The sequence below is a fragment of the Streptomyces alboflavus genome, from assembly GCF_000716675.1.
GTDB lineage: Bacteria > Actinomycetota > Actinomycetes > Streptomycetales > Streptomycetaceae > Streptomyces > Streptomyces alboflavus.
In genome coordinates, this window is sequence record NZ_JNXT01000015.1 from 74001 (window position 1) to 89971 (window position 15971).

The window sequence follows — 15971 nt, forward strand, 5'->3', positions numbered from 1 at the left end:
CCCCGATGACCACCGCCCACGACCACCGCAGGCTCGGCCGCGAGCTCGACCTCTTCGACACCGACCCGCTGATCGGCGCGGGCCTGCCGTACTGGCTGCCCGACGGCGCGGCCGTACGGCACGCCCTTGAGGAGTACATCCGTGCCGCCGAACGCCGGGCGGGATACCGGCACGTGTACTCGCCGGTGCTCGGCAAACGCGAGCTGTACGAGATCTCCGGGCACTGGTCGCACTACAGCGACGACATGTACCCACCGCTGGACATCGGCGGAGAGCAGGTCGTGCTGCGGCCGAGCCTGTGCCCGCACCACGCGGTGATCTACCGCTCGCGCTCGCACAGCTACCGCGAACTGCCGCTGCGCATGGCTGAGTTGGGTGGGATGTACCGCGCGGAGCTGTCGGGTGTCCTCGGCGGTCTGACCCGGGTTCGGGCCATCCAGCTCAACGACGCCCACATCTTCTGCACTCTCGACCAGGTCGAGAAGGAGGCGCAGGGGGCGCTGGAGATGATCCGCGCCGCCCACCGGGCGCTCGGCCTCACCCCCGCCCGCTACCGGCTCTCCCTCCCGGGCCCCGGCGGGAAGTACGTCGCCGCGCCCGAGCTGTGGCGGCGGTCCACCGCCCTGCTGATCGAGGTCCTCGACCGCTCCGGGCTGCCCTACGAGGCGGTCGAGGGCGAGGCCGCGTTCTACGGGCCCAAGATCGACGTCCAGGTCGCCGACAGCGCGGGCCGCGAGTCCACCCTGTCCACCGTCCAGGTCGACTTCCACCAGCCCGAGCGGTTCGACCTGCACTACATCGGCGCGGACGGCGCCAAACACCGCCCGGTGATGGTGCACCGCAGCGTCATCGGCAGCGTCGAGCGGGCCGTGGCCCACCTCATCGAGCAGCACGGCGGCGCCTTCCCTGCCTGGCTCGCGCCCACCCAACTGGTCGTCCTGCCGGTCTCCGAGAGCGAGGTGCCGAACGCCGACGCGCTCGTCGGGCGCTGCGCCGCCCGCGGCCTGCGCGCCGAGGTCGCCGGGCCGGAGCGGGGCAGCCTCGGGGCCCGGATCAGGGCGGCCCGCCTGGTCCCGTACCAGGCCGTCGTCGGCGCCAAGGAGGCCGCCGACGACCATGTCGCCCTGCGTCTGCGGGACGGCCGCCGCCTCGCCCCGCGCCCCGCGGCCGACGTCCTCGCCCGTGTCGGCGCGCTCGTGGAGGCCCACAGCACCGAGTTGTGGGCGGACGAGGACGGTTCTTAGCACGGGCGGCCCGGGCTGGCGGTGGTCCGGGCCGAGGGGTCCGCCGACGCGGGTCGGCGGACCCTCAGCCCGTCAGCTCGGGTGCGAAGTAGTCACGCAGTCGCGCGATCTTCCCGTCGCGGATCCGGAAGATCTGCACGAGGGAGACGGTCACGTCCCGCCCGCCCGAGCCTCCCTCGTCGGCCGCACCTCCTTCCTCATCTCCGTCTCCGTCTCCGTCGAAGACCGTGTCGATCTCGGCGATGAACACGTCGGGGTCGGCGGTGGTGTGCAGCACGAACCCGGACTTCTCCAGATTCGGCGCACGCTGGTCCTTCGCCTGCCGTTCGTAGTACGCCGCCATCGCGTCGCGGATGTCCTCGCGTCCCACCATCCTCCGGGGGAGCGCGGCCCCGGGCGGCATCAGCGGCAGCTCGAAGACGCCGTCCTCGGTGAACTGCTCGGCCAGGGCGGCGGCGTTCCGGGTGAGCGCGCCGGCGTGGACGTAGCTCTCGAAGATCTGCTGCGGTGTCCGGGACACGGTGGCTCCTCGGTCAGCTGGAGGTCAGGACGTCCGTCAGGACCCGCACGTGCCCGTGCGGGAGGTCCTTGGTGGCCGTCAGGAGGGTGAGCCGGCCCGCGCGGGCGAGCGCGCGGAGCCGGTCGAGCTCCGCGGCGCGGGCCGGTTCCGCGAGCTCCTGCCGGTAGCGCGCGGCGAACTCGTCGTAGTGGTCGGGGTCATGGCTGTACCAGCGTCGCAGCTCGTCCGACGGGGCGAGTTCCTTTTCCCAGGCGTCGAGACCGGCCCGCTCCTTCGACACGCCGCGGGGCCACAGCCGGTCGATGAGGACGCGGGAGCCGTCGTCCGGTGCTGGGGAGTCGTAGATCCGCTTGACCTGGATGTCGAGGGAGCGCTTGGTCGTCATGTCCGCATTGTGCGTCAGGGAGTGATCACGGACGCGGAGGTGCCGGACCGCAGGACGTGGTCGATGTGGATCTGGCGGGCGATGAACCGCCCGTTCTCGACGCTGGCCGAGATGGCGACCGGGGCGAGCGAGTTCCCGTCCGGGAGCCCGGCGTAGTACAGGCCGGGAAGCGCGCCGAGAAGACCCTTCTGCTGGAGCGGCGCGCCGTGCTCGTCGAGCACGTGCGCGGGCAGGATGCGGTAGTCCGGCCCGAAACCGGTGCACCAGACGATGCTCGTGACGCGATGCCGTGCCAGGTCCAGTCGCTCGCCGAAACCGGCGATGCGGTCCATGTCGACGACCGGTGCGGGGTGCTCCTCAGGGGCCACGAAACCCCGCTGCCGGATGCGGGTGTCGATGAGGTCCGTCGCCTCCCGGAAGGAGCGTGCGGACTCCTCCGCGACGGCGACGACATTGTCCTCTAGGAGGAGGCTTCCCCCGTCCACCGCCCGCGCGGAGCCGACGAGGACGACTCCCTTCGCCGCCAGGGTGGCGAGGTTGAGGTCGCCGCTCTTGTCCCGCACGGCGGTCACCGGCAGGCCGGGCAGCACGGACGTGCCGCCCGCGCCCACCGTGACGAAGTCCTCGTACAGGGCGAGGGCGAACATCCACTCATGCAGCCCCCGGCCCCGATAGCGGCGCGGCCACGCCCGGTGCCTGCCGACCGAGAGGAAGACCGCGCGCCCGGCGTCCACGAGCTCGTCGGCGATCTGCTGGCCGCTGATGCCCGCGCCCACGACCAGGACGGCTCCGTCCGGCAGGGACCCGGGGTTGCGGTAGTCGCGCGAGTGCAGCTGGCGCACGGCCGGGTCGATCGCGGACGCGAGCCCGGGCACACGGGGCGCCGCGTAACCGCCCACCGCGGCGACGAGGTTGCGGGACTCGACGACGCCGCCCGCGGCCAGATGGGTCCGGAACCGCACGTCGTCGCGGTCGTCGGCGTCCGGCGGGCACTCGACCTGCCGCACGGGCGTGTGCTCCCGGACGCGCAGCTCGCGTTCCTTGGCGTACCGGCGCAAGTGGTCCGCCAGCTCCCGCCCCGACATGAAGCCGTCGATGTCGTCGCCGTCGTAGTCCCAGCCGGGAAAGCGGACCGAGCGGTTTCCGCTGCCCACGAGCAGGCTGTCCCACCGTTCGTGCGCCCAGGCCTGACCGATCTCCGCCCGCTCCAGGACGAGCGCGTCCCGGCCGAGCTCCTGCAGGGCGGCGGCCGTCCCGCACCCCTGTTGCCCGGCGCCGATGACGACGGTTTCCGCGTACTCGATGGCAGTCATGACAGACCCCTTCTGTTGCGAGGACATGGCTACTTAGGCTTGCCTTACCTGAACCTTGCCTCGTGAAGTCGGCTTGATGTCAACGGGAGTTGTGATGCCTGGTGCGGTCTCCATCGGTGAAGCGGCGGCGCTGTACGGCCTCGCGCCGTCCACGGTGCGGTGGTGGGAGCGCCGGGGCGTGCTGAATCCGCCCGCCCGTGACGGCGGCAAGCGGCGCTACGGCGACCCCGACCTGCGCCGCATCGGCGTCGCCTATCTGTGCTGTGTGGTCGGGGCGATGCCGCTGGACCAGGCGGCCGTCGTCACCTCGGGGAAGTCCACGAACAGCGCCTGGCAGGGCACGGTCGGCGCCCAGATCACGCAGCTGGAACAGCGGATCGAGGAGTTGACGGCCGCGCGGGACTACCTCCGCCACCTCCTGAGCTGCACGGACGACGACATGGCCGAGTGCCCCGTCCTGGAGGGCGAGCTGTCCGCGCGCACTCCCCGGGGTCGCGTCGCCGCCACCGACCTCGTCACCGCCGCACGCACGGCCCGCAGTGGCGGAGAGCGGCACGAGGGCGCGTCGGCCCGTGACGTAAATCCGGCGGCGGAGCGCCCTGCGCGTGACAGAAACCCGGGGCTCTGTCCCGGCTGCCGGGGACCGCTGACACGGTCCCCGCGCGGGCGGCCCCGGACGTACTGCTCACGCGCGTGCCGGCAGCGCGCCTACCGGGGCCGTCAGAGCGACCGGACTAGCGCACCTGCCTGACCGCCACCGCGTTGTACGGCGTCGAGGGCGTGGTCTCCTCCGTGAAGCGGGAGTTGGGCAGATAGAGACGGTCGCCGAACGCGGCCACGGTGGTGGGGATGCGGAAGCGGGCGTCGGTGATCCGGGCGAGGGCCGAGCCGCGCAGGCCCGTGGGGTGCATGCGGAACACGTCCACGGCGTTCTGGACCTGCTGGACGACGTAGAGCGTGCGGCCGAGGAGGAGGGCGCCGTCGCCGTCGGGGAGCTTGCTGGAGCCGAGGTCGACCCGGCGGGTGTCGCCGGTCCGCGGGTCGACGCGGTAGAGGCTGCCGCCGTGGGCGTGGACGTTGATGACGAGCAGGCCGCGGCCGTCGGGCGTCCGTTCGAGGCCGTTGGTCGTGAAGCCGTCGGCGGGCGCCGAGACCCACTCGCCCACCAGGGGCAGCGTCACGATCTCCCGCGCCGGGGGCAGCTCGCCGCGGGGTCCGAGCGGCAGGCCGTACAGCTGCTGCTGGGTGGAGTCGGTGAACCAGGCCGCGCGGGGCGTGAGGACGACGTCGTTCACGACGGTCTTCGGCGTGCCGACCTCGTACGCGGCGAGGACGCGGCCGGTGCGGCCCTCGACGACGCGCAGTTCGCGGGTGAAGCCCCCGGCGACGAACAGCCGGCCCCGCCCGTCGCTCTTGAGGCCGAGGCTCATCCCGTCCGCCCCGGTCGGGATCCGCTCGCCGCGCCCGGTGGCGAGGCTCGCGCGGTACAGGTCCCCGCCGATCCGCGAGCCGAACCAGGCGGTCGCGCCGGGCCCGATGGCGATGCCCTCGGGCTGGAAGCCGTTCGGCAGGGGGAAGTCCGTGGGCCAGGCGGCGCCCGCGGTCCCGGCGCGGGCCGTCGACGCGAGCGGCCCGAGGGCGGCCAGCGCCGCCGCGGCCGCACCGGCGCCCAGCATCGTCCGACGGGAGGCACCGGAAACATCATCGGTTGTCATGCCGTACACCCTTCCCCGCCGGGGCCGCGGCGAAGAGAACGGCCCGCCGTCGGTTGCCGAGACGGCCTGCCGCCGGTAGTCGAAACGGCCTGCCGCCGGTTGTCGACCGGACGACAGGCCGAGCTCCCGCGCCCGAGTGCTACGCCCGGTCGATGCGGTAGACGCTGCCACCGATGTCGAGGACGTACAGCTCGCGGTTGCCGCCCTCGATGAACGAGACGACCTCACCGCCGTTGACCCCGAGGTCGCTCACCCCGGTCACCTTGCCGTTCTCCATCTTCAGGGCGCGGACGGTGCCGTCGCAGTAGTCGCTGTACAGGTACTGGCCCTTGAGGTCCGGGATCGCCTTGCCCCGGTACACGTACCCGCCCGTCACCGAGCAGCCGAGGCCGGTGCGGTCGTACTCGTAGACCGGCCGGACGTGGTTCGCGGGCTCCGTGCCGCCCCGGAAGGGGTGGGTGCCCTCCATCCGGGACCAGCCGTAGTTCTCGCCGCCGTCGCTGCTCGCCGGGGACCAGTCGATCTCCTCCCAGGCGCTCTGGCCCACGTCACCGAGCAGCAGGTCGCCGGAGCCCGCGTCGAAGGAGAACTTCCACGGGTTGCGCAGCCCGTACGACCAGATCTCGTCCTTCGCCTTCGGGTCGCCGACGAACGGGTTGTCCTTCGGGATCGCGTACGGCTTGGCGCCCCTGGGGTCGATCCGCAGGAGCTTGCCGAGCAGCGTGTCGAGGTTCTGTCCGTAGCCGTGCGGGTCGCCGCCCGAGCCGCCGTCGCCGAACGCGATGTACAGATAGCCGTCCGGGCCGAACTTGATGTCACCGCCGTTGTGGTTGGAGTAGGGCTGCGTCTGGGTGAGGACGGTGCGCCGGGTCTGCGGCTGGATCTTGCCCTTCCGCACGGCGAACTCGTCGATGGTGCTGGTGCCTTGGAGGTTCGTGAACGAGATGTAGAAGTGCGCGAACTTCTTGTCGAAGGCGATGCCGAGGAGGCCGCGCTCGCCGTCGGTGGTGGTCTCCTTCGTGATGTCGACGACGGGGTTGCTGAGGCCTCCCTCGCTGTCCAGGACCCGGACGGTGCCCGCGCGTTCGGCTATCCAGACGGTGCCGCCGGGGCCCGCGGTCCCGGCGATCGGATTCTTGGCCGTGGTCACCTTCGTGAGCGTGACCTTCGGTGCCTGCTTCGACGCGGCGGGCTCGTCGGCGGACGCCGTGGTGAGGGCGAGGGAGGCGACGAGGCAGAGGGTGCCGACGATCGCCGAGCTTCTGGTGCGAACTTTCACCGTGATCCTCCTGGAGGCGGCGAATGGGGGAAGTCACCCAGCTGCTAGGGGCAGTTGTGAGGGGGTGTCGCCCGTGCCAGCACGCAACCTGGGTGGGGGATGGTGTGCAACTGGCCACGCATGAGAATACTGGGACGGGGATGGTTGGTGTAGACCAGAACTACCGCCATCTGTTCCGGTTCCGGTCACCGCGGCTCACTGAAGCCGGCGGATGTCCCCGCGCACGCGGTAGAAGCCACCGGCGGCCGGGTGCAGGGCGTCCACCACATAGCGCGCCCCGGGCTGCCGTATCGCGCGCGGGAACTGCACGTTCCAGGAGCCGTCGTAGCCCTCGGACACCACGTGCACGCGCAGCCTGCCGCCGTCCTGGACGCACTCGACGACGACCGCCCCCGCCGGGACCCGGGTGACGGTGGCCACCGCGGTCGCCGTCGTGGCCGGTGCGTACGTGGGCAGGGCCGCCGCCAGCTTGACGTCCCGCGGCTGCGGCACCGTGCCCTGCTGCGCCGCGGAGATGGCCGCCTCGCTCGCGTCGACACAGACGAGCGAGCTGTCCGTCGTCACCAAGTACAGCCGCCCGTCGCGGTACTGCATCGAGAGGGCCGAGCCGCCGCCGGTGCCGAGCTTCCACAGGCGCGTGCCGTCCCGGTCGAAGCAGTACACGGACGACGCGGCGTCACCGGCGAAGACGAACCGGCCGCTCGGCGAGGTGGCGCACGAGTACACCGGGCTGTCGCAGGCGTACGTGGCCTCGACCGCGCCCGTCGCCTTCGACAGGCGCTGGACCGCGCGGTGGGCGGTGCCCGCGTACACCGCGTCGTCCTCCTGCCAGCCGAACAGGACGCCGCCGCGGGTGGGCGTGTGCCACAACTCGCCGCCGCCGTCGGGTGCGTAGGCGGTGACGCCCCCCGGTGTGGCCGTGGTAGACCGCCCGGTCGTCGGCGCGGACCATCCAGGCGTGCTCGCCCTGGCTGCGGCGCGCCCACTGGTGCTCGTCCTCGTGGTCGATGACGGTCAGGCGGCCCTCGCGGTCCGAGACGTTCAGGACGCCCTCGTGGATGTCCAGCCAGAAGATGTCGACGTCGGCGGCGATGTCGTACGCCGCGAAGGGCAGCTTCGACGACAGGTCGTAGACGCTGCCGTCGTCGCAGCCCGCGTAGATCCAGAAGTCGTCGGCGACCAGGCACTTCACGCCGTCCGGGAGCTGGAAGCGGGCGAGGACGCCGCCGTTGTGGTCCAGGGTGTACACATCCCCCGCCTGGTTGCCCACCCAGCAGTGGTCGTCGTCGACGTGGATGCCGAACGCCGACGAGCCGGTGCGGAAGCGCCAAAGCACCGGGGCGACGGCCCGCGCGGTGGACGGCGCCGACGCCACCTGACGCCGCGTCACCGCGCGGGGCGCGCGCAGCCCGGGCACGGCCGGGGCATACCCCTTGCGGACCTTCTCCGCGACCTTCTTCGCGGCCGCCGCCCGCGCCTTCGCCGCCGAGGCGAACGAGGTGGTCTGCGTCTGCCCGGCGGCGCCGATGCGTCCGTACCGCACCGTCACCGTCTGGTCGGCGACGGTCACTTCGTAGAACTTGTGCGCGCCCTCGCCCTCTTGCGACAGCTCCAGGTACGTCGTCGACAGCGTGGTCGCGGCAGGCATGGCAGACCCCTCCCCAGGGCGGACCCGCGGCTTCTCCGCCGGGCCCCACTGCTCACACCGTAGGAGGAGCCACTGACAACGACCCGCCCTGGTCCGCGCGGCCGGCCCGTCGCTCAGCCGCCCTCGCCGGGCGGCGTGCCGCAGCTGGGGCCGCCGGGACCGTCGAACTGCACCGAGCTGAAGAAGTCCCGGTAGGTGGGGAAGAAGTTGCCCTTGCCGGTCGGGCCGGAGGACGTCACGGCCGTGCAGCCCGCGTACCGGGCGTCCGACCAGAGGTGGATGGTCGACGCCGTGCGGTTCCAGTCCGACTTGGCGCGGTCGTCCATGCCGAGGGACGCGAGATCCGGGGTGTCTCCCCTGAGCGCGATCATGTCGCCGGTGCCGTCGAGGCCCGAGAACATGCAGTAGTGGCCGTCGGGGCACCGGTCGTACCCGTCGGAGGCGTGCGCCGTCGAGGCGGGCACCGCGGTGGCGGCAGCGGTGAGGGCCGGGCCGACCGCCCGCGCCAGGGCACGCCGACCACCCGCGACGACGCCCCTCAGTACCCGCCCCCCGCCACCACCCGGTCCACCTCCCGCGGCGAGAGGGCGTGCTCCACCGCGAGGATGCCCGCGCCGATCGCCGCCGCGTTCTCGCCGGTGCGGCTCGGCTCGATGCGCAGGACGTGCGTCGCGAGGGGGTGCGAGCGGCGGTACACCGCTTCCCGTACGCCCGCGAGGAGCTGGTCGTGGACCGCGGCGAGCGCGCCGCCGACCACCACCGTGTCGGGGTTGAAGAAGTTCACCAGGCCCGCGAGGACCTCGCCCACCGCCCGCCCCGCCTCCCGGACCATGCGGACCGCGTCCCGGTGGCCGGATTTCACTAGGCGTACGACATCGCTGCCCGACGCCGCCGCGAGGCCCAGGTCCGACAGACGGCGGGCCAGGGCGGCGCCGCCCGCGACCGCCTCCAGGCAGCCGGAGTTGCCGCAGCGGCACGGTTCGTCCAGCTCACCGACGCGGATGTGGCCGATGTCGCCCGCGCTGCCCTGGGCGCCCCGGTGCAGCCTGCCGTCGGCGACGATCCCGCAGCCGATGCCCGTGCCGACCTTGATGTAGAGCAGATAGCGGGTGTCCGGAAACGCTCGGCGCTGCTCGGCGAGCGCCATCACGTTCACGTCGTTGTCGACGAGCGCGCGCACCTGGAACCGGTCCGCGAAGAACTCCGGGATCGGGTACTGGTGCCACCCGGGCATGATCGGCGGGTCCACGGGGCGGCCGGTGGAGAACTCGACGGGCCCGGGCACGCCCACGCCGATGGACTGGAGCGTCGAAGGATCGCGCCCGGCCTCCTTCAGGAGCGCGTGCAGGGTGCGCTCCACATGGCCGAGCACCGACTGCGGTCCGTCCGCGATCGACAGCGGATCCTCACGCAGGGCGAGCGTCTGGCCGCCGACGTCCATCAGCAGGACCCGGCAGTGCGAGGCGCCCAGATCGACGCCCGCGACGGCGTGTTCACGGGTCCGCAGGCGCAGCTTCCGGGGCGGGCGGCCGCCCGTGGAGCTGCCGTCGGCCTCCTCCGTCACGAAGCCGTGCGCGATGAGCGCGTCCACCCGCTGCGAGACCGTCGAACGCGCGAGGCCCGTCAGGCGGGCGAGGTCCGCCCGGGTGGCGGCCGCGCCCGCGCGCAGCAGGGCGAGGACGTCCCCGGGCGAGGAGGCCACCGGCGCGGGTGAGCCGTCGGGGGACGGGGCGGACGGGGGAAGATCCGACGCTCCAGGCATGCCAGTCACCCTAGGGACGACTTTCGCTGCTCACAAGGCCGATGATGTTTGATCGTCGACCTAAGTCGCCGTCAAATCCCGCGTAAACAAACGTGCTTGGGCCCTTGACAGGTCAAAGGGTCCTCATCACATTGCTCTGCAGGCCGCTGCCGAAGGAGCTGAGGGTGCAGGCGATGCATGCGAAGCAGGCGACGCACACGATGTTGGCGATGCACGGCGTGTCCAAGAGCTTCCTCGGCGTGCGCGTGCTGCACGGCGTCTCGCTCGACCTCGCCGCGGGCGAGGTGCACGCCCTGGTCGGGGAGAACGGCGCGGGCAAGTCCACGCTCATGAAGGTCCTCGCGGGCGAACACGTACCGGACGAAGGCGTCATCACGCTCGACGGACGCCGCCACCGCTTCAGCCACCCCGCCCAGGCCCAGGCCGCCGGGATCGGCATCATCCACCAGGAGTTCGCGCTCCTGGAGCACCGCACGGTCGCCGAGAACGTCTTCCTCGGCCGCGAGCCCACCCGCTACGGCCTCGTCGACCGCCGCGCGATGGAGGACCGCACCGCCCGGCTCCTGGCCGACCTCGGCGAGGACGGCATCGGGCCGCGGACGTACGTGCGCGACCTGTCCGTCGCCCGGCAGCAGACCGTCGAGATCGTCAAGGCGCTCGCCTCCGACGTCCGCGTCCTCGTCATGGACGAGCCGACCGCGCCGCTCGCCGACCACGAGGCGGGGCTGCTGCACGCCCTGGTGCGCCGCCTCGCCGCGCGCGGACTCGGCATCCTGTACATCTCGCACCGGCTGCGCGAGGTCTTCGAGCTCTCCCAGCGCGTGACCGTCCTCAAGGACGGCCGCCATGTGACGACCGTACGCACCGAGGACACGGACACCGACCGGATCGTACGGGCCATGGTGGGCCGGGAGCTGAGCGCCTACTACCCGCCGCGCGCCCGCCCCGAGGAGGTCGGCGAGACCCGCCTCGCCGTGCGCGGCGGCGGCAACGCGCGCCTGACCGGCATCGACCTGACGCTGCGCGCGGGCGAGATCACCGGCGTCGCGGGCCTCCAGGGCGCGGGCCGCACCTCCCTCGCCCGGGCCCTGTTCGGCGCCGCGCCCTTCACCACGGGCACCATGACCGTCGACGGGGCGGCGCTCAGGCCATCCGCGCCGCGGCAGGCCATCCGCGCCGGTGTCGCCCTCGTCACGGAGGACCGCAAGGCGGAGGGGCTCGCCCTGCGCCAGTCCGTGCGGGACAACGCCCTGCTGGTCACCCGCGCCGTCCCCGACCGCGAACGGCCACCGGCAGCGAGGGAGTTGACCGCTCTCCTGGAGAAGGTCCGCCTCCAGGCGCGCGGCGAGCACCAGGAGACCCGCTTCCTGTCCGGCGGCAACCAGCAGAAGGTCGTCATCGCCAAGTGGCTCGCCGCCCGCCCCCGCGTGCTCCTCTTCGACGAGCCGACCCGGGGTGTCGACGTGGGCGCCAAGGCGGCCATCCACACGCTGGTGCGCGACCTCGCCCGCGAAGGTCTCGCCGTCCTCATCGTCTCCTCCGAACTGCCCGAACTGATCGGCATGAGCGACCGGATCCTCGTCATGGCGGAGGGACGCGTCGCCGGTGAACTGCCCGCCGGGGCGACGGAGGAGGAGGTCATGCGCCTCGCGACGGCCGGCTCTCAGGGCGCCGCGACGACCGGCCCGGGTGGTGCCGCCCCTGACGGCCCCACCTCCGATGGCGCCACCCCGCCCCCGCCTTCCCCGGACCCCACCCCGCCCCCCTCCACCCCGACACCGCAGGAAGGAGCGGCATGACCGGCACCGCCCTCGCCCCGCGGCCCGCCGCGGCCCCGGCGAAGAGCCGCACCCCGCTCGGCCGTCATCGGCTCGCCGACCCCGCCGTCGGGGTCTGGCTCGCCGCCGCGGCCGTCACCGCGCTCGGCTGGATCGTCGTGGACGCCCGCGGCGGCGACTTCCTCACCCTCACCAACGTCGTCGGCATCCTGCAGAACAGCGTGGCCCTCGGCCTCGTCGCCGTCGGCCAGACCGCCGTCATCCTCACCGGCTCCCTCGACCTGTCGGTGGCGTACCTCATCAGCCTCGGCACCCTCGTCGCCGCCACCACGATGGAGGACGGCTCCGTGGTCACCGGGGTCCTCGCGGTCCTCGCGCTCTCCGCGGCCGTCGGGCTCGCCAACGGGCTCATCGTCACCGGCCTGAAGGTCAACGCCTTCATCGCGACCCTCGGCACCGCCTTCATCCTGCGCGGCTGGATCGAGGACAACTACACCGGCCCCGCGGGCAAGGTCCCCGCCTCCTTCCAGCACCTCGGATACGACCGCATGGGCCCGGTCCCCGTCTCCCTCTTCCTGCTCCTCGCCGTCACCGTGGCACTGTGGGTGATCACCCGGCGGACCCGCTTCGGCCATCACCTGTACGCGACCGGCGGCGACGAGCACGCGGCCCGCCTGTCCGGCGTCCGCACCCGGCGCACCGTGATCGCCGCCCATGTCCTGTGCTCGCTGTGCGTGGGCGCCGCCGCTCTGTTCCTCGCCTCGCGCCTCGGCGCCGGAGCACCGTGGGCGGGCACCGAGGCCCGCTACGACCTGGAGTCCATCGCGGCCGTCGTCCTCGGCGGCACCGTGCTCGCGGGCGGGCGCGGGGGAGTGGTCGGCACGCTCGGCGGCGTCCTCGTGCTCGCCGTCCTCGACTCCGTCTTCAACCAGCTCGGCGTCGACCCCTTCTTCAAGAACGTCGTGCGCGGCGTCGTCATCATCGCCGCTGTCGCCCTCTACGCCCGGCGCGGCGCCAGGAGGTCCGCATGAGCACTGGCACGGCCACGGACGCGCCGCAGAAGCGGGCCCCGGCGCCCGCCACCGCCACGTACCGGACCATCGCCCGCGTCCTCGGCACCGGCGCCCCCGTCTACGCCCTCCTGATCGTGCTCCTCGTGGCGCTCGCCGCGACCGACCCCGGCTTCTACGAACCCGACCGCTTCCTCGCCTTCGTCAAGCGCGCGGCGCCGCTGGTGATCCTCGCGGCCGGGCAGTACCTGGTCATCGTGTGCGGCGAGTTCGACCTGTCCGTCGGCGCGATCGTCACCGCCGGGGTGGTCGCGGCCGCCGAGGTCTACGGCACGTACCCGGACGCGCCCTGGGCGCTGATGACCGCCGGACTGCTGCTCGCGGGCGCCGCGGCGGGGCTCCTGAACGGGCTGATCACCACCGTGCTCCGGGTGCCGTCGTTCATCACCACGCTCGGCATGATGCTGATCCTCGAAGGCGCCGTCTTCTACTGGACCGGCGGTTCCCCGCAGGGCCGCCTCCCCGAGGACTTCCGCCGACTCGGCCGGGACACGGCGCTCGGCTGGCTGCCGTGGGCCGTGCTCGCCTGCGTCGTCGCGGGCGTCCTCGTGGTGCTCCTGATGCGCTCCGACTTCGGCCGCACGCTCGTCGCCACCGGGGACAGCGAACGCGCCGCCCGCCTCGCGGGGGTGCGGGTGCGCCGGGTCCGCGTCCTCGCGTTCGTGCTGTCCGGTGTCGCCGCCGCCCTCGCCGCCGTGCTCGTCGGGGGCTTCTCCGGGGTGTCCGCGCAGGCGGGCCGCGGCTACGAGTTCGAGGCGATCACCGCCGTCGTGCTCGGCGGGGTCGCACTCGGCGGCGGGCGCGGCAGCGTCGTCGCCGCGATGGCGGGTGCCTTCTCGCTGCAGGCGCTGTTCACGTTCCTCAACCTCCAGGGCGTGTCCGGGGCGCTGGAGTCCACCGTCCAGGGCGTCATCGTCATCGCCGCCGTGGGGCTCGGCGCCGCCGACTTCTCCCGGCTGCGCCGCCGCGCCCACCCGCCGGGCCCGCCCACGGCCGCACCACCCGCACCGGCCACCCCATCGCGCACCCACCGGGAGGGACACCCCCATGACCCGCAACCGTAGCCCGCGACCCCGCCGCCGCCCCACCGCACCCACGGCCGCCGCCGTCCTCGCCACCGCCCTGCTCGCCGCGCTCACCGCCTGCTCGAGCGACGCCCCCGCCGAGGCGCCCGCCGCGTCCGGGCAGAACGCCGAGCAGAAGGACGACAGCGGGGACAAGCCGTCCAAGTTCTTCGACCGGGCCGAGTACGACCGGCAGTTGACGCTCAGCGGGCAGACCCCGAAGGGCCCGGCAGCCAGGCCCTGGGAGCAGATGCTCGCACCGAAGATGACCGACACCGCCCGGTACCGGAAGAAGGGCGAGGCCGACGACGTCGACCTGTGCTTCTCCAACGCCGGAGTGTTCAACCCCTGGCGGCAGGTCGGCCTCAAGAACATGAAGGCCGAGGTCGAACTGCACGACGAGATCGACGACTTCACCGTCCTCGACGCCCAGGGCAAGGACGACAAGCAGATCTCCGACATCCAGGAGCTCGCCGGCAACAAGGACTGCGACGCGCTCATCGTCTCGCCCAACACCACCGCCACCCTCACCCCCGCGGTGAAGGAGGCCTGCGGCAAGCTGCCCGTCATCGTCTTCGACCGGGGCGTGGAGACCGACTGCGCGGTCACGTTCATCAACCCCATCGGCGGCTACGGCTACGGCGCCGTCGCCGCCGACTTCCTCGTGGACGAGGTCAAGCCCAAGGGCAAGATCCTCGCGCTGCGCATCTCGCCCGGCGTCGACGTCCTCGAGACCCGCTGGTCGGCGGCGAAGCTCGCCTTCGAAAAGAGCGAACTCGACGTCGTGGACGTGAAGTTCACCGACGGTGACCCCGCGAAGACCAAGTCCGTCGTGTCCGACGCGATCGCCCGGCACGGTGCGATCGACGGCGTGTGGATGGACTCCGGCGCCACCGCGGTGGCCGCGGTGGAGGCCTTCGAGGACTCGGGCGCCGACGTGCCGCCCCTCACGGGCGAGGACCAGCAGGACTTCCTGGAGACCTGGAAGGACAAGAAGCTCACCGCGATCGCCCCCACCTATCCCACGTTCCAGTGGCGCACCCCGGTGATCGCCGCCCTGCGGATCCTCAAGGGCGAGCAGGTGCCCAAGGAGTGGAAGCTCCCGCAGCCCACCGTCACCGAGGACAACCTCGACGACTACCTCCAGGACGGCATGCCGCCGCTGCACTACGCCATGTGCGGCTGCCAGAAGCTGCCCGGGTTCCCCGGGGCCTGGGGAGGCAAGAAGTGACGCGGCCCGCGCAGGGGGTCCCGGACGGAGGCTGGCCGCTGGGCGCCAACCCGTGGATCTGGCACTCGCCCGTCACCGCCGACGCCCTGGCCGACGTGCTGCCACGGCTTGCCGGATGGGGCTTCGACTGCGTCGAACTGCCGTTGGAGCAGCCCGGCGACTGGGAGCCCACGGCTGTCGCCAAGCTCCTCGACACCACCGGCCCGGCACCCGCCGCCGTCATCGCCGTCATGCCGCCAGGACGCGACCTCGTGCGCGCCGGCTCGGCGGCGGTGCGGGCCGCCCAGGACTACCTGCGCCACTGTGTCGACGCCGCCCACGAGATCGCCGCGCCGGTGGTCGCGGGTCCGGTGTACGCGGCCGTGGGCCGCACCTGGCGGATGGACGCCGTCGAACGGGCGGCCGCGTACGAGGAGTGGCGCGAGCACATCGCGCCGGTCGTCGAGCACGCCGCGCAGGCCGCCGTCCGCCTGGCCGTCGAACCCCTCAACCGTTACGAGACGAGCCTCCTGAACACCGTCGCGCAGACCCTTGACGCCCTCGAAGGCCTGCCTGCGGACGGCATCGGCATCGCCCTGGACGCATATCACCAGAACATCGAGGAGCGCTCCCTGCCCGCGGCCGTGGCGGCGGCCGGGCACCGGATCGTCCACGTCCAGGTGTGTGCCAACGACCGCGGCACTCCCGGCGCCGACCACCTCGACTGGGCGGGCTTTCTCGGCGCGCTGCGCGCGGTCGGCTACCGGGGCGCGCTGTGCGTCGAGTCGTTCACCGCGCACAACGACGCCATCGCGGTCGCCGCCTCCGTGTGGCGCTCTCTCGCCCCGAGCCAGGACGCCCTCGCGACCGACGGCCTGAGCTTCCTGCGCCGCACCGTCGCGGCCCTGTGAACCGGGCCCCCGGGCCCCCGCACTTCCGGCATCCGGCACCCGCACCCTCCGACCCCACAGAGAGGACCACCT

Annotated in this window: 14 protein-coding genes and 1 pseudogene; 7 read left to right on the plus strand and 8 right to left on the minus strand. The window is 72.8% G+C overall.

Annotation, left to right across the window (positions count from 1 at the left end; genetic code table 11):
• Window positions 1-5: 5 nt before the first annotated feature.
• Window positions 6-1244, plus strand: coding sequence for a threonine--tRNA ligase (gene thrS, locus OO63_RS13520; RefSeq protein ID WP_030357420.1), 1239 nt, complete (start codon window positions 6-8; stop codon window positions 1242-1244).
• A gap of 64 nt (window positions 1245-1308) precedes the next feature.
• Here the strand turns inward: thrS and OO63_RS13525 are convergent, their stop codons facing one another.
• Genes OO63_RS13525 through OO63_RS13535 form a run of 3 tightly spaced genes read right to left on the minus strand, consistent with a single transcriptional unit; the run spans window position 1309 to window position 3462 of the window.
• Entirely contained in the window at window positions 1309-1764 is a 456-nt protein-coding gene (locus tag OO63_RS13525) for a nuclear transport factor 2 family protein (protein WP_030357419.1), read from the minus strand.
• 13 nt (window positions 1765-1777) lie between these two features.
• On the minus strand, window positions 1778-2149 hold the full coding sequence (locus OO63_RS13530) for a DUF488 domain-containing protein (protein WP_030357418.1): 372 nt from the start codon (window positions 2147-2149) through the stop codon (window positions 1778-1780).
• A gap of 14 nt (window positions 2150-2163) precedes the next feature.
• Entirely contained in the window at window positions 2164-3462 is a 1299-nt protein-coding gene (locus tag OO63_RS13535) for a flavin-containing monooxygenase (RefSeq protein ID WP_030357417.1), read from the minus strand.
• Window positions 3463-3556: 94 nt separating this feature from the next.
• Between OO63_RS13535 and OO63_RS13540 the strand changes: the two genes are divergently transcribed.
• Window positions 3557-4213: a MerR family transcriptional regulator gene (locus OO63_RS13540; protein ID WP_169786609.1), complete on the plus strand. Its 657-nt coding sequence runs from the start codon at window positions 3557-3559 to the stop codon at window positions 4211-4213.
• Here the strand turns inward: OO63_RS13540 and OO63_RS13545 are convergent.
• The 5 genes and pseudogenes from OO63_RS13545 to OO63_RS13565 form a co-directional block, all read right to left on the minus strand.
• Window positions 4197-5177: an NHL repeat-containing protein gene (locus tag OO63_RS13545; protein ID WP_030357415.1), complete on the minus strand. Its 981-nt coding sequence runs from the start codon at window positions 5175-5177 to the stop codon at window positions 4197-4199. The two genes, OO63_RS13540 and OO63_RS13545, sit on opposite strands and share 17 nt — an antisense overlap.
• Window positions 5178-5316: 139 nt before the next feature.
• Window positions 5317-6456: a PQQ-dependent sugar dehydrogenase gene (locus OO63_RS13550; protein WP_030357414.1), complete on the minus strand. Its 1140-nt coding sequence runs from the start codon at window positions 6454-6456 to the stop codon at window positions 5317-5319.
• 195 nt (window positions 6457-6651) lie between these two features.
• A pseudogene (locus tag OO63_RS41440) lies at window positions 6652-8104 on the minus strand (WGR domain-containing protein).
• 113 nt (window positions 8105-8217) lie between these two features.
• A complete protein-coding gene (locus OO63_RS13560; protein ID WP_234311090.1) occupies window positions 8218-8568 on the minus strand; it encodes a peptidase inhibitor family I36 protein in 351 nt (116 codons plus the stop codon).
• A 74-nt stretch (window positions 8569-8642) separates the two neighbouring features.
• A complete protein-coding gene (locus OO63_RS13565) occupies window positions 8643-9866 on the minus strand; it encodes an ROK family transcriptional regulator (protein ID WP_030357413.1) in 1224 nt (407 codons plus the stop codon).
• A gap of 200 nt (window positions 9867-10066) precedes the next feature.
• Between OO63_RS13565 and OO63_RS13570 the strand changes: the two genes are divergently transcribed.
• From OO63_RS13570 to OO63_RS13590, 5 genes are read left to right on the plus strand one after another with little or no spacing between them, the layout of a single operon-like run.
• Entirely contained in the window at window positions 10067-11665 is a 1599-nt protein-coding gene (locus OO63_RS13570; protein WP_078619121.1) for a sugar ABC transporter ATP-binding protein, read from the plus strand.
• On the plus strand, window positions 11662-12675 hold the full coding sequence (locus OO63_RS13575) for an ABC transporter permease (RefSeq protein WP_030357411.1): 1014 nt from the start codon (window positions 11662-11664) through the stop codon (window positions 12673-12675). The genes OO63_RS13570 and OO63_RS13575 overlap by 4 nt, the downstream gene beginning before the upstream one ends.
• Complete coding sequence (locus OO63_RS13580; protein ID WP_106983299.1) at window positions 12672-13778, plus strand: ABC transporter permease; 1107 nt, start codon at window positions 12672-12674, stop codon at window positions 13776-13778. The genes OO63_RS13575 and OO63_RS13580 overlap by 4 nt, the downstream gene beginning before the upstream one ends.
• Window positions 13762-15009 (plus strand): substrate-binding domain-containing protein, encoded by a 1248-nt coding sequence (locus tag OO63_RS13585; RefSeq protein ID WP_030357409.1) that lies wholly within the window; start codon window positions 13762-13764, stop codon window positions 15007-15009. Before OO63_RS13580 ends, OO63_RS13585 begins: the two co-directional genes overlap by 17 nt.
• Window positions 15006-15899 (plus strand): sugar phosphate isomerase/epimerase family protein, encoded by an 894-nt coding sequence (locus OO63_RS13590; RefSeq protein WP_051810832.1) that lies wholly within the window; start codon window positions 15006-15008, stop codon window positions 15897-15899. Before OO63_RS13585 ends, OO63_RS13590 begins: the two co-directional genes overlap by 4 nt.
• Window positions 15900-15971: the final 72 nt, after the last annotated feature.